We start from the raw sequence: 11,919 nt of genomic DNA, 5'->3' as shown, positions 1-11,919 counted from the left end.
CCGGGGGCCAACCCGAACCGGCCGCCGGGTTGGCCCCTTTCTGCGAGGTAGCGGATGCTTGAAGTTGTCTTTCGGCGGTTGGTGCAGGCGGTCGGCGTCGTTCTTGTCCTCACCGTTGTCAGCTTTGTCGGGGTCTTCAAGATCGGCGACCCCATCGCCCTGCTGGCCCACGAGAACGCGACGGAGCTGGAGATCGAAGAGGCGCGCCAGCGCCTCGGCCTCGACGATCCGATCCACGTGCAATACCTCAACTACCTCGGGCGGATGGCCGTCGGCGATTTCGGAAACTCCTTCGTATCGCGCAGGCCCGTTGTCGACGTCATTGCCGAGCGCCTGCCCGCGACCATCGAACTCACGCTCGCGGCCTTCCTCATCTCGGTCCTTCTCGGCATCCCGCTCGGCATCGCCGCCGGCCTGAAACCCGAAAGCGCCGCGGCGCAGTCCATCATGGCCGGCTCCATCATCGGGTTCAGTCTGCCGACCTTCTGGTTCGGCATGATGCTGATCATGGTGTTCTCGGTCAGCCTGGGCTGGCTTCCTTCCATCGGACGGGGCGATACGGTGGAGTTGCTGGGCATGCATTGGGCGATCCTCTCCGCCGACGGGTGGAAGCACCTGCTGATGCCGGCGTTGATGCTCTCCCTGACCACCGTCTCGCTGATCATTCGCCTGGTCGCCTCGGGCATGCGGGAAATCCTCTTGATGGAGTACGTGAAATTCGCCCGCCTGAAAGGCCTGCATGAGTTCCGGGTGGTCATGCTCCACGCCTTCAAGAACGTGCTGATCCCGGTGGTGACGGTTCTCGGCCTGGAGATCGGCAGCCTTCTCGCCGGCTCCATCGTCACCGAGACCGTCTTCGCCTATCCGGGCGTGGGCAAGCTGCTCATCGACTCCATCAACCGCCTCGACCGCCCCGTCATCATCACCTATCTGACACTGATCGTTCTGTTCTTCGTGGTCATCAACCTGATCGTCGACCTGATCTATACCCTGCTCGACCCCCGGGCGCGCGGGACCATCCGATGAGCGCCGCCGAGGCACGCCAGGCCGGGCCGCTGGTCCAGTTCTGGGGCGAGTTCTCCCAAAGCAAGCTGGCGGTCTTCGGCCTCGCGTCGACCCTGGCGTTGATGCTGCTTGCGGCCTTCGCACCGGTCGTATCGCCGCAGGACCCCTACGACCTCGCCCAGGTCAGTTTTTTCGACGGGGAACTGCCACCACTCTCCAGCGGCGGCGACGGCGCGTTCTACCTCCTGGGAACCGACGCCCAGGGGCGGGACATGGTGAGCGCCGTCATCTACGGGCTGCGCGCCAGCTTCACCGTCGCCCTCTCGGCGGGCGCCCTGGCCTTCGTGGTCGGCACGACCCTGGGCCTGATCGCGGCCTACTTCCGCGGCACGGTCGACTCGCTGATCATGCGCATCGCGGAAATCCAGATGAGCTTTCCGACGATCCTCATCGCCTTGGTGCTGCTGGCGATCTTCGGGCGCGGGCTGGACAAGACGATCCTCGCCCTGGCCATGGTCCAATGGGCCTTCTATGCCCGCACCGTCCGGGGCGCCGCGGTGGTCGAACGCTCCAAGGAGTACATCCAGGCCTGCCGTCTGTTGCGGTTGCCCCACTGGCGGGTGCTGTTCTGGCACCTGCTGCCCAACGTCTGCCCGCCGCTGCTGGTGATCGCCGGCGTGCAGTTGGCCTCGGCCATCACCCTGGAAGCCACCCTGTCGTTCCTGGGGCTCGGCCTGCCGGTGACCGAGCCTTCCCTGGGGCTTCTCATCGCCAACGGCTTCGACTACCTGCTCTCCGGCAAGACCTGGATCAGCTTCTACCCGGGGATCGCGCTGCTCTTCGTCGTCGTCTCCATCAACCTCCTGGCGGACCGTCTGCGCGAACTGTCGAATCCGAGGCTGAGGAAATGACCGAAGCCCCGCTGCTGCAGCTCAACGACGTCACAATCACCTTCGACTATGCCGCCGGCGCGCTCCATGCCGTCGAGGATCTGACCTTCCACGTCAATCGCGGCGAGGTCCTGGGGCTTGTGGGTGAATCGGGTTCCGGCAAGACCTTGACCGGCTTTTCCATCATGGGCGCGCTGGACGATCCGGGCGTCGTGTCCGCCGGGGAAATCCTCTTCAAGGGCGAGGATCTGACGAAGATGCCGCCAAGCCGCCTGCGCGCCCTGCGGGGCAGCCGCCTGGCCATGATCATGCAAGACCCGATGATGACCCTGAACCCGACCCTCACCATCGGCACCCAGATCACCGAGGCCATTCTGGCGCACCGCAAGACGACCAGGGACCATGCCCGACAGCTCGCCACCGAAGCCCTGGAGATGGTGGGGATCGGCCAGGCGCAAAGCCGCCTGTCGTCCTATCCCCACGAGTACTCCGGCGGTATGCGTCAGCGCGTCGCCATCGCCATCGCGCTGCTGCACGAGCCGGACCTGATCGTCGCCGACGAGCCGACGACTGCGCTGGATGTCACGGTCCAGGCCCAGATCCTCATCGAAGTGCGGCGCCTGGTGCGCTCCAAGGGGGCGGCCCTGATCTGGATCACTCACGATCTTTCGGTGATCGCCGGCCTGGCGGACCGGGTGGCGGTGATGTACGCCGGGCGCATCGTCGAACAGGGGCCGACCCGGGAAGTGCTGACGAACCCCCGCCACCCCTATACCTATGGGCTGCTGAAGAGCTCGCCGGAGAACGAGCCCCTGGAAAACGGCAAGCTCTGGCAGATCGCCGGCAGCGCACCCTCCATCGCGCAGCGGCCCGAGGGCTGCGTCTTTCGTCCGCGCTGCGCGCATGCCAGCGAGGCCTGCCTGTCGCTTCCGGGCGAGAGCGCGGGAGCGCACAGCTATACCTGCTGGCATCCCCGGGGCAGCGGGTCATCTGATGGATAGGCCCCTGCTCACGCTGCGCGGCGTGGTCCGGCATTACCAGCAAAAGCCCGACCTGATCGACCGCGCCCTGATGGCCACCAAGCTGAAAGCGCCGCCGGACAGGGTGCGCGCGGTCAACGGCGTCGACCTGTCGGTCTACCCCGGAGAGATCCTCGGCCTCGTCGGCGAGTCCGGCTGCGGCAAGTCGACCATCGGCCGCCTGATGACCGGCCTGGAGGCGCCGGATGCGGGGACGATCCTCTATGAGGACAGGCCGGTGCAGGACCGGGGCGAGCCGGCGAACCTTGCGGTGCAGATGGTCTTCCAGGATGCCACGGCCACGCTCAATCCGCGCCGCACCGTCGGCAGCCAGCTCGCCGAAGCGCCGCTCGCCCACGGACTGATCAAGCGCCGGGACACCAAGGAGTTCCTGGTCTCCCTCTTGTCGCGGGTCGGCCTCGACGCCGAGGCTGCCGAGCGCTATCCGCACCAGTTCTCCGGCGGCCAGCGGCAAAGGCTCAACATCGCCCGGGCCCTGGCCGTCAATCCGAAACTCATCGTCTGCGACGAGTCCGTCGCCTCCCTCGACGTTTCCATTCAGGCGCAGATCCTGAACCTGATCCTGGACCTGAGGAAGAGCGAGGGTCTGGCGGTCGTCTTCATCAGTCACGACCTTTCGGTCGTCAACCGCATCGCCGACCGCGTTGCCGTGCTCTATCTGGGCCGGGTGGTCGAGTACGGCCGCGCCCGGGAGGTCTTCAGCGAGGGTCTGCATCCCTATACCCAGGCGTTGAACGGCAACAGGCTGACCCTGGAGGCCTCGTTGGACGACCTTACCCTGCTGCCCGGCGAACCGCCCTCGCCTGTCACGCTGCCCGGCGGCTGTGCCTTTCACCCGCGCTGCCGCTACGCTGTCGCCAAGTGCCGCGGCGCGGTCCCGCCGCCGCTGCCCGAGGGCGCGGCGCACTGGGCAACCTGCTATCGCCTGCTCGGCGAAGACCCGGCGTAGCGTTTTCAGTGAACGGTTGAGCCGAGCCAGGCGCGTTCCCACTCGACCGTCGTGGCAAAGCTGTAGCGGTCCTCGAACTGGGTTCCGGGCCAGTCGCTGCCCCAGAGCAGATGCCCGGGTCCCAGCCGGTCCAGAAGGCGCCGGAAAATCGGCCCGCAGCTTTCCACGGCGGCTCTCGTATCGAGATCGCGAAACACGCGGTAGGGGGCGGAGGTTTTCACGAAGAGGCGGTCCCGTGGCGCCTTCAGGATGGCGGCCTGCCCGGGGCAGGCAAGCGGGTCCTGTGGGTCCGGCAGGCCGAAGTGGTCGACGACAACGCGCTCGCAGTGCCTGAGCAACGGCGGCAAGAAGTCGGCCAAACGCCGGCCTTCACAGTACAGTTCGACATGCCAACCCAGATCGCTGACCCGCTTCAGCAGCGGCTTGATCCGCGCGAGGTCGAAGCGTTGCAAGGCTGCGTCACCCAGCAGGTTGAGTCTGAGGCCGATGATGCCGGCCGCCGTCAAGCGGGCGAGAGTCTCCTGCGTCGCGCCGGGATCGAGCACCGCCACGCCGCGCAGCGTAACGTCCTCGACATGCCGCGCGTAGGCCAGGGACGTCAGCAGGAAGGAGTTGTCGCTGCCCAGAAAAGAGGGCTGGGAAAGGATGCCGCCCTGCAGGTTGGACTCCGCCAGATGCGCCAGATACTGCGCCAGTGGCGCGTCGATGTGCGGCGTGTAACGGCGGTGCACATACATGGGCAGCGATCGTTTGAAAACGTGGGCATGTCCGTCAAATCGTCCGTCGATCCCACCCATCAGCGCATTCGCACCGGATAAAAACATGCCACTTCCTTGACACAACTGCTTCTATAGAGAACTATAGTTAAACCTTATGACTAAGAAAGCGAGTTGGTCAATGCCCCAACTCAAAGGTGACGAAAGACTACCCCGCTATCAGCGCCTGGCCGATGTGCTGCGCCAGGAAATCTCCCAGGGCGCGCGCAGCCCGGGCGACCGCGTTCCTTCGGAAAACGAGCTGTCCGAGCAGTACGGACTGGCGCCCGGGACCGCCAGACAGGCGGTCGCCCAGCTTGTCGCGGAGGGCGTCCTGGAGCGCTTCCACGGCAAGGGAACCTACGTCCGCAAACCGAGTTTCGATCATGCGCTGCTGCGGTTCTTCCGCTTCAGGGGCCTGAACCGCGAGGGTTCAGGCCCGCAGAGCCGCATCCTGGGCCGCGAGATCGCACACCTGCCCGACGCAGCGGCCGAGGGACTGCAGCTTGAGGCGGGCACGCCTGCGATCCACATGAGCCGCCTGCGCCTGTTTGACGACAGCCCGGTGCTGGTCGAGGAGATCTGGCTGCCGCTGGCCCTCTTCCGGCCCCTGCTGGAGCTGCCGGTCGAGGACTTCGGCCCCCTGCTGTACCCGCTCTACGAAGACTGCTGCGACCAGGTGATCGCCTATGCCGACGAGGAACTGACCGCGGAGGCCGCCGATCAGACCACCGCAGAGCTCTTGGGGATCGCCCCGGGCGCGCCGGTGATCGTCATAGAGCGGCTGTCCCATGGCTTCGACGACACCGCACTGGAATGGCGTCGCTCCTGGGGCCGGGCCGATCAGTTCCACTATCACACCAGAATTCGCTAAGAACCGAATCGAGAAAGGGAGGTTTAGATGAAGCAGCTTTCAAGGTTGGCGCTGGGCTGTCTGGGTGCGTTCGCTGCCGCCACCACCGCCCTGGCCGAACCGCGGGACGTGAGAATCGCCAGCCATGTCTCCGAATTCTCCCCCCTGCATGCCCAGTCCAAGCTCTTCGCCGAGGAGATCGAGCGCCGCCTGCCCGGGCAGTTCGCCTTCTCCTTCTTCCCCGGCGGCCAGCTCGGCAAGGAGAAGGACCTGATCGCCAATGTGCAGGCCGGTTCGATCGAAATGATCAACGTCGCCTCGGGGGTCATGAAGCTCGACAAGAAGCTGGGCGTTTTCGACCTGCCGTGGCTCTTTGCCGACCGCGCCCACGTGCAGCGGGCGATGAAGGCCGGCCTCGAGAATGCGGTCCGCGACCGTGTCGAAGAGGTCGGCGGCGTCAAGGTCATCGGCGTTTATGAGAACGGCTTCCGCCACGTGATCAACGGGGCCCGCGCCGTGCGCACCCCCTCCGACCTCGACGGCCTGAAAATCCGCATCTCCGGCGGAAAATTCCGTCAGGGCGTGTTCCAGAAGATGGGCGCGACCCCGCAGAAAGTTTCCTGGGGCGAGACCTTCACGGCGCTGCAGAGCGGCGTGGTGGACGGCGCCGAGGCGGCGGCCTACGGCTTCTATGAGCAGAAGCACTTCGAGGTGGCCTCCCACCTGTCGCTGACCAGCCATGTCTATACGCCGTCGTTCCTGCTGGCCTCCAACGCCTTCTTTTCCAGCCTGACCGCTGAGCAGCAGGCGGTCTTCGTCGACGTGGGACGCCAGATCACCGATCAGGCCTACAACACCTCCGCGGCCCTGGAGACGAAATACTTCGAGGACATGAAGGGTAAGCTGGAGATCAATCAGGTGGACTTCGCGGCCTTCAAGGAGAGGACCGCCTCCTCCTATGACGACTATATCTCCAGCCAGGGAGAGGACTTTCTGGAGTTCGTGCGCGCAACCGCCCAGTAGGTGATGCCGCAGGCGATGCTGCGCCTCCTCGATCGGCTTGTGGAGGGCATGGCGGTTCTGGCCTTCGCCCTGTCCTCCCTGCTGATCTGCATCAACGTCGTCAACCGCTACCTCGTCCTCGGTCTGCTCAGGACCCTGGCTGGCGACTACCCCTGGCTTCAGCCCTTCTACCTCTCGGTCCGTGAAGCCTTCGGTTCGGTGAGCGTCACCGCCGACGAGGTGCCGGGCCTGCTGCTGGTCTGGGTCGCCTTCCTCGGCGCCTATCTGACGATGCGCCGCAACGGGCATATCAGTTTCGATCTTCTGGCCGAAGCCCTGCCGGCGCCGCTGCGTAAGGCCGTGGCCCTGCTGAACGCGGCGCTCATCACCGGTTTCCTCCTCGTCCTGCTTTGGCAGTCGGTCAGAATGATCCGGGTATCCGGGCGCACGGAAATCGAAACGGCGGAGATCGCCCAGGGTTGGTTCATGCTGATCCTGCCCCTGGCCGCGGTCCTGCTGTTCCTGGCGCTGCTGCCGCAGATCCGCGCCGCGCTCACCCGCAAGGGGTGAGGAGCACTGAGGCGTGGCCTGGGGCGTCCTCCTTCTGCTGATCGGACTGATCGCGCTTGGCATGCCCATCGGCTTTGCGCTGATGATCGCCGCCGCCAGCGCCATGGCGCTCTCCGGCATCGATTTGATCATGGCGCCGATCCAAATGTTCTCCGGCGTCAACCGGGTGATCCTGCTGGCGATCCCGCTCTTCATCATGATGGGCGAGCTGATGGGGGCCACCTCCATCTCCGACCGCATCATCGGTCTCGCCCGCGCCCTCGTCGGCTGGCTGCGCGGCGGCCTCTCCCACGTCAATGTGGTCACCTCCATGTTCATGGCGGAGATGTCCGGCTCCGCCGTCGCCGATGCCGCGGTCATGAGCAAGGTCTTCGTGCCCTCGATGGAAAAGCAGGGCTACCCCAGGAGCTTCGCCGCCGCGGTCACGGCGACCAGCGCGACCCTGGGCATCATCATTCCCCCCTCCATTCCCATGGTCCTCTACGGGGTCACCACCAACACCTCCATCAAGGACCTCTTCATCGCCGGTATCGTCCCCGGCCTCCTGCTGGGCGGCGCCTTCATGGTCACCAGCTACATCTTCGCCCTGCGCGAGAACCATCCCGTCGATGAGGGCTTCGAGCCCGGACGGCTCGGACACAGCTTTCGCCGCGCCCTCATCCCGCTGCTGATCCCCGTGGTGGTGGTCGGCGGGCTGATCGGCGGCCTGGTGACCCCGACTGAGGCCGCCGCCGTCGGCGTGGTCGCCGCCCTCGTCTTCGGCTGGGCGCTGCAGCGGGACCTCGGTTTGAAACGGGTCTACGAACTCGCCTCGACCACCGTCCGCCAGACCTCCGTGGTGATGATGATCATCGCCGGCTCCGCCGTGCTCGGACAGTTCCTGGCCAACGAGCAGATTCCCCAGCAGATCGCCGCGGGGCTGGGCGAGATCACCGACGACTTCATCCTGCGGATGCTGCTGATCAACCTCTTCCTATTGGCGCTCGGCATGTTCCTCCATGCCTCCGCCGCGATCATCGTCGTCGTGCCGATGCTGCTCCCGCTCTCGCGGGAGATGGGCATCGACCCGATCCATTTCGGCGTGATCGTCTGCCTGAACCTCGGCATCGGCCAGCAGACGCCGCCGGTGGCCTCCGTCCTGCTGACGGTCTGCTCGACCACAGGACTGCGCATCGAAGAGGTCATGCCCTACTGCAAGTGGTTCATCCTGGCCATGTTCGTGACCCTGATGATCGTCAGCTTCACCCCGGCGACGGCAGTCTGGTTCAAGTAGACCGCGGGCCCACGGTCCGCCGAGAATTCATCACAAAGTAAGCGGCTTTGGATGCGAAACCGGCTGCTGCGGCACCGCAGCGGGGCGCGGCATCCAGCTTTCCTGGAGATGCCTCACAAGGCCCGCGGCGACGATCTCCGAGACCTCCGGCTGCACACCGATGGGATCGAGCATGACCCCCGGAAAGCCGGCATCGGCCAGCGCGTGCGGCAGGTCCCGCTCAACATGCCCGGCGCGGCCGGCGAAGAGCGGAAGGCAGAGCGCCGGCGCATCGATCCTGGCCGCCTCTGCCACCAAGGGAGCCTGATCGATGAAACCGAGACGGATCTCCCGGAACAGGCCCGCCGCGGCTATTGCCTGGGCGACGCCTTCGGCGGCCCGGTGCGGCCTCGGATCCGAGGGGGAGCCGTGAGCGGCCAGCAGCACAGCAGTCCTGTTTGGCGCAACCCCCTCGCGCGTCGCGGCCCTGCGAAGACAGTCCAGGCAAAGCCGACGCAGCGCCGGATCGAGCCCGAAGGGCCGGACGATCTCGAAGCGCTCGCCCCGGATGCGGCGGACCCGTTCGGGCAGCGTCTTGCGGACGAACCAGCCGTCGGCCATGAAGAAGGGATAGATCAGGGGCACGTCATCGTCCGCCCCGTCCAAAGCCGCTTCCACCGCACCCGGCGCCGCAAGGGTCGCGCCCCGCACGGTCCATCGAGGCAGTCGGTCGGCGACCCGGGCCGCCAGCGCCCTGATCGCCGCTTCCGGCCCACGGGGCTCCGACGGCGAACCGTGGGCCACGATCAGGGCGCTTCGTGGCACGATCCGGGGCTCAGTGGCTGGTGCCTTCGGAAAAAGTGATCTTGTTCCAGACATTGTATTTCCCCGAGGGCTTGCGCATGGGCAGGCGCGCTACTTCTTCCAGGCTTGCCGCGTCGTAGACGATGACCGCCCCTTCCTCTTCCCAGACGCTGACCAGGGCATGGCGGCCGCTGCGGTCGAACTCGACATGCGCCACCGTGGCGCCGGGCACGGGGCGCAGCGTCTTGACGATCTCCAGGCTCTCCTTGTCGATGACGTGGACGGCATCGCGGTTGGGGCCGAAGAAGACGTCGGCCCAGACGTGGGCGGCGTTCTCGTGGCTGCGCAGAAAGAAGCCCGGGCCAAGGGTGTCGATGGTCTCCACCACCTGCCAGCGCTCGATATCGATGACCGACAGGCGCGCCTCTTTCAGGTGCGGCGTCGCCATCACCCGCTGCCCGCCGCTGACCCAGGAGATGCCGGAGCCGAGATGCGGCATGCCCGGCAGCGGCAGCTCGGCGATTTCACGGCCGACGGTCAGGTTGACCACAACCCCCCGCGCGCCGTCGCGCGAGGCACCGATCAGGTTGCGGTAGTCGGGGGTGAAGAAGAAGTCGTCGATGGGCTCGCTGACCTCGATGCGCCGCAGCGCGAAGAGGCCCTCAGAGGAAGCGATCGCCTCCACCATACCCTTTTCGTAACTGTGAACGTAGCCTTCGTAGACCGCTTCGGCCTCGGGGTCGGTGGCGATCTCCCAGATCTCCGGCGCGTCCTTGAGGGCGAGGATGAAACTGTCGCGCTGCGGCGCCTGATAGACTGCGGAGACCCGCGAGGGCGTGCCGTCCTTGGCAACCACCGGGAACACCCGCTCGACCGAAAGGTCTTCGGCGGAGAGGATGGTCAGACTCTGCGGCAGGTAGTTGGCGACGGCGAGATGCAGGCCGTCCCGGGAAATCGCGATGTTGCGGCTGTTGAGACCGGCGCGGACCCGCGCCACCTCGGCAAGGCTCCAGAGGTCGTACTTCTGCACCCAGCCGTCGCGCGACATGATGAAGACGAAACGCCCGTCCGGCGTGAACTTCGGGCCGCCGTGCACCGCAAAGGGAGTCGCAAAGCGGTCCATCACCGTGAAGCGGTCCCCGTCCAGCACGCTGACATGATGGTCGCCGGTCTCGACCACCAGGAAGACGTTCATCGGGTCGGCGTCGAAGACCGGAGCAGCGGCCGGGCGATAGTCCGGCTCAAGGTGCAGGCTCGCCGCGATCTCCTCCGGGCCCCAGTCCGGAACCTTTGCCAGGGGTTGTTTCACATGGTCGATGAGCGCCGCCATCTCCTCGCCAGTCAGCACAGCGCCGAAGGCCGGCATCTGGGTGGCCGCCCGGCCTTCGCCGATCACCTTGGCCAGCTTGGGCCCGCGCAGGCGCTTCAGGGTTTCGGGGATCAGGGCCGGACCGGTGCCGCCCAGGCGGTTGGCGCCGTGGCAGGCTGCGCAGTGCGCGCGGTAAAGCGCTTCGGCCGGCTGAAGAGACTGCGCCTGTACCGTTGCCGCAGCCAGCCCGGCAAACGCCCCGAAGAGCAGCGCGCTAGTAGTAGCAATGAACCGGATCATGGCTTTTTCCCAGGAAGGGCGTGACGGTCAGACGGTCCGCGCTCTCGACGCCGATCTCCTCATCGGCCATGTAGCAGGCCGGGTCCTCGGCCCAAGGGTCGCCGGTCAATTGCAGAGCCCGGATGCGGGTGTTGCCGCCACAGACGTCCTGAAAGGCGCAGGCGCCGCAGCGGCCCTTCAAGGGCCGCGGCCGGCGGCGAAGCTGGGCCAGCATCGGATCGTCGCCGGTCCAGAGTTCGGAGAAAGGCTTCTCCTTCACGCTGCCCACGGTGTAGTCGGACCAGTAAGTGTCCGGATGGACCCTGCCTTGCGGGTCGATGTTGGCAACGCCGAGGCCCGACGAATTGCCGCCCCAGGCCGCCAGATGCGCCCGCAGATGGTCCACCTGCTCGGCCGGGAAGTTCTCTGCCGCCCAGCGCAGGAAGTAGACCGCATCGGCATCGTTGTTGCCGGTGACGATCTCCAGCGGCCGGTCCTCGGCCGCCGCGATCCAGGCGCGGTCGATCAGAACATCCATGGCGTGGCGCGACCGCCGCCAGCCCGCATCGGCGCCGCGATGCTTGTCGCCCCGCCCGGCATAGACCAGGTGGGAGAGGTAGAACTTGTCCACGCCCTCCGCTTCCGCGAGGGCCAGCAGGTCGCGAAGCTGATGGGCATTGTCCTCCGTCAGGGTGAAGCGCAGACCCACCTTGACCCCGCGCGCCTTGCAGGCCCGGACGCCGGCAAGCCCCTGATCGAAGGCGCCCTCCTTGCCGCGGAACCAGTCATTGGTCGCACCGATGCCATCGAGGCTGATGCCGACATAGTCGAAGCCGATGGCCGCCACACGGTCGGCCTGCTCACCGACGATGCGCGTGCCGTTGCTGGAAAGCGCGAGATAGAGCTTCATCTCCCGGGCCCGCTCGGCAATCTCGAAAAGATCGGACCGCGCCAATGGCTCCCCGCCCGAGAGGATCAAGGCGGGAATCCCGAAGGCCCCCAGATCCTCCAGGGCCGCCATCGCCTGCTCGTGGGTGAGCTCGCCCGGAAACGCGTGGTCGGCGGAAACCGAGTAGCAGTGCCGGCAACGCAGATTGCAGCGGCGTGTCAGGTTCCAGATCACCACCGGTTTGACCGGCCCGCGGCGCGGGCGCGGCGGCGTCGGCGAGACGAGCTGGCGCATGTAATGCGAGAGACGGAACATCGGCGCT

Annotated in this window: 12 protein-coding genes; 8 read left to right on the top strand and 4 right to left on the bottom strand. The window is 66.3% G+C overall.

Annotation, left to right across the window (positions count from 1 at the left end; all coding sequences use genetic code 11):
• Positions 1–54: 54 nt before the first annotated feature.
• From Q0996_RS18840 to Q0996_RS18825, 4 genes are read left to right on the top strand one after another with little or no spacing between them, the layout of a single operon-like run.
• Positions 55–1,026 (top strand): ABC transporter permease, encoded by a 972-nt coding sequence (locus Q0996_RS18840; protein WP_299623313.1) that lies wholly within the window; start codon positions 55–57, stop codon positions 1,024–1,026.
• Positions 1,023–1,916, top strand: coding sequence for an ABC transporter permease (locus tag Q0996_RS18835; RefSeq protein WP_299623310.1), 894 nt, complete (start codon positions 1,023–1,025; stop codon positions 1,914–1,916). Before Q0996_RS18840 ends, Q0996_RS18835 begins: the two co-directional genes overlap by 4 nt.
• A complete protein-coding gene (locus tag Q0996_RS18830; protein WP_299623307.1) occupies positions 1,913–2,896 on the top strand; it encodes an ABC transporter ATP-binding protein in 984 nt (327 codons plus the stop codon). The genes Q0996_RS18835 and Q0996_RS18830 overlap by 4 nt, the downstream gene beginning before the upstream one ends.
• Positions 2,889–3,884 (top strand): ABC transporter ATP-binding protein, encoded by a 996-nt coding sequence (locus Q0996_RS18825; RefSeq protein WP_299623305.1) that lies wholly within the window; start codon positions 2,889–2,891, stop codon positions 3,882–3,884. The genes Q0996_RS18830 and Q0996_RS18825 overlap by 8 nt, the downstream gene beginning before the upstream one ends.
• 5 nt (positions 3,885–3,889) lie before the next feature.
• On the opposite strand, the gene Q0996_RS18820 is transcribed toward Q0996_RS18825, so the two are convergent.
• A complete protein-coding gene (locus tag Q0996_RS18820) occupies positions 3,890–4,708 on the bottom strand; it encodes an amidohydrolase (protein ID WP_299623302.1) in 819 nt (272 codons plus the stop codon).
• Between the two features lie 73 nt (positions 4,709–4,781).
• Here Q0996_RS18820 and Q0996_RS18815 point away from each other — a divergent pair, with 73 nt between their 5' ends.
• From Q0996_RS18815 to Q0996_RS18800, 4 genes are read left to right on the top strand one after another with little or no spacing between them, the layout of a single operon-like run.
• Entirely contained in the window at positions 4,782–5,513 is a 732-nt protein-coding gene (locus tag Q0996_RS18815; RefSeq protein WP_299623301.1) for a GntR family transcriptional regulator, read from the top strand.
• Between the two features lie 27 nt (positions 5,514–5,540).
• Positions 5,541–6,515, top strand: coding sequence for a TRAP transporter substrate-binding protein (locus Q0996_RS18810; RefSeq protein WP_299623298.1), 975 nt, complete (start codon positions 5,541–5,543; stop codon positions 6,513–6,515).
• Positions 6,516–6,530: 15 nt separating this feature from the next.
• Positions 6,531–7,064, top strand: a complete 534-nt coding sequence (locus Q0996_RS18805; protein ID WP_299623295.1) for a TRAP transporter small permease — start codon at positions 6,531–6,533, stop codon at positions 7,062–7,064.
• A 13-nt stretch (positions 7,065–7,077) separates the two neighbouring features.
• A complete protein-coding gene (locus Q0996_RS18800; RefSeq protein ID WP_299623292.1) occupies positions 7,078–8,337 on the top strand; it encodes a TRAP transporter large permease in 1,260 nt (419 codons plus the stop codon).
• Between the two features lie 30 nt (positions 8,338–8,367).
• On the opposite strand, the gene Q0996_RS18795 is transcribed toward Q0996_RS18800, so the two are convergent.
• From Q0996_RS18795 to nirJ, 3 genes are read right to left on the bottom strand one after another with little or no spacing between them, the layout of a single operon-like run.
• Positions 8,368–9,141: a sirohydrochlorin chelatase gene (locus Q0996_RS18795; RefSeq protein ID WP_299623290.1), complete on the bottom strand. Its 774-nt coding sequence runs from the start codon at positions 9,139–9,141 to the stop codon at positions 8,368–8,370.
• Between the two features lie 10 nt (positions 9,142–9,151).
• Positions 9,152–10,729 carry a nitrite reductase gene (locus Q0996_RS18790; protein WP_299623288.1) on the bottom strand — a complete coding sequence of 526 codons (1,578 nt, stop codon included), beginning with the start codon at positions 10,727–10,729 and terminating at the stop codon, positions 9,152–9,154.
• Positions 10,704–11,912 carry a heme d1 biosynthesis radical SAM protein NirJ gene (gene nirJ / locus Q0996_RS18785; protein WP_299623285.1) on the bottom strand — a complete coding sequence of 403 codons (1,209 nt, stop codon included), beginning with the start codon at positions 11,910–11,912 and terminating at the stop codon, positions 10,704–10,706. Before nirJ ends, Q0996_RS18790 begins: the two co-directional genes overlap by 26 nt.
• Between the last annotated feature and the right edge of the window lie 7 nt (positions 11,913–11,919).

Source organism: Pelagibius sp. (assembly GCF_028289705.1).
Lineage (GTDB): Bacteria > Pseudomonadota > Alphaproteobacteria > Kiloniellales > Kiloniellaceae > Pelagibius.
The sequence above is the reverse complement of the archived record's forward strand: the minus strand, read 5'-3'. Positions and strand labels throughout refer to the sequence as shown.

Bases quoted from the DNA above. Each gene is read 5' to 3' on its own strand.
- Q0996_RS18840 (WP_299623313.1), top strand. From the start codon at position 55: ATGCTTGAAGTTGTCTTTCGGCGGTTGGTGCAGGCGGTCGGCGTCGTT.
- Q0996_RS18835 (WP_299623310.1), top strand. From the start codon at position 1,023: ATGAGCGCCGCCGAGGCACGCCAGGCCGGGCCGCTGGTCCAGTTCTGG.
- Q0996_RS18830 (WP_299623307.1), top strand. From the start codon at position 1,913: ATGACCGAAGCCCCGCTGCTGCAGCTCAACGACGTCACAATCACCTTC.
- Q0996_RS18825 (WP_299623305.1), top strand. From the start codon at position 2,889: ATGGATAGGCCCCTGCTCACGCTGCGCGGCGTGGTCCGGCATTACCAG.
- Q0996_RS18820 (WP_299623302.1), bottom strand. From the start codon at position 4,708: ATGTTTTTATCCGGTGCGAATGCGCTGATGGGTGGGATCGACGGACGA.
- Q0996_RS18815 (WP_299623301.1), top strand. From the start codon at position 4,782: ATGCCCCAACTCAAAGGTGACGAAAGACTACCCCGCTATCAGCGCCTG.
- Q0996_RS18810 (WP_299623298.1), top strand. From the start codon at position 5,541: ATGAAGCAGCTTTCAAGGTTGGCGCTGGGCTGTCTGGGTGCGTTCGCT.
- Q0996_RS18805 (WP_299623295.1), top strand. From the start codon at position 6,531: ATGCTGCGCCTCCTCGATCGGCTTGTGGAGGGCATGGCGGTTCTGGCC.
- Q0996_RS18790 (WP_299623288.1), bottom strand. From the start codon at position 10,729: ATGATCCGGTTCATTGCTACTACTAGCGCGCTGCTCTTCGGGGCGTTT.
- nirJ (WP_299623285.1), bottom strand. From the start codon at position 11,912: ATGTTCCGTCTCTCGCATTACATGCGCCAGCTCGTCTCGCCGACGCCG.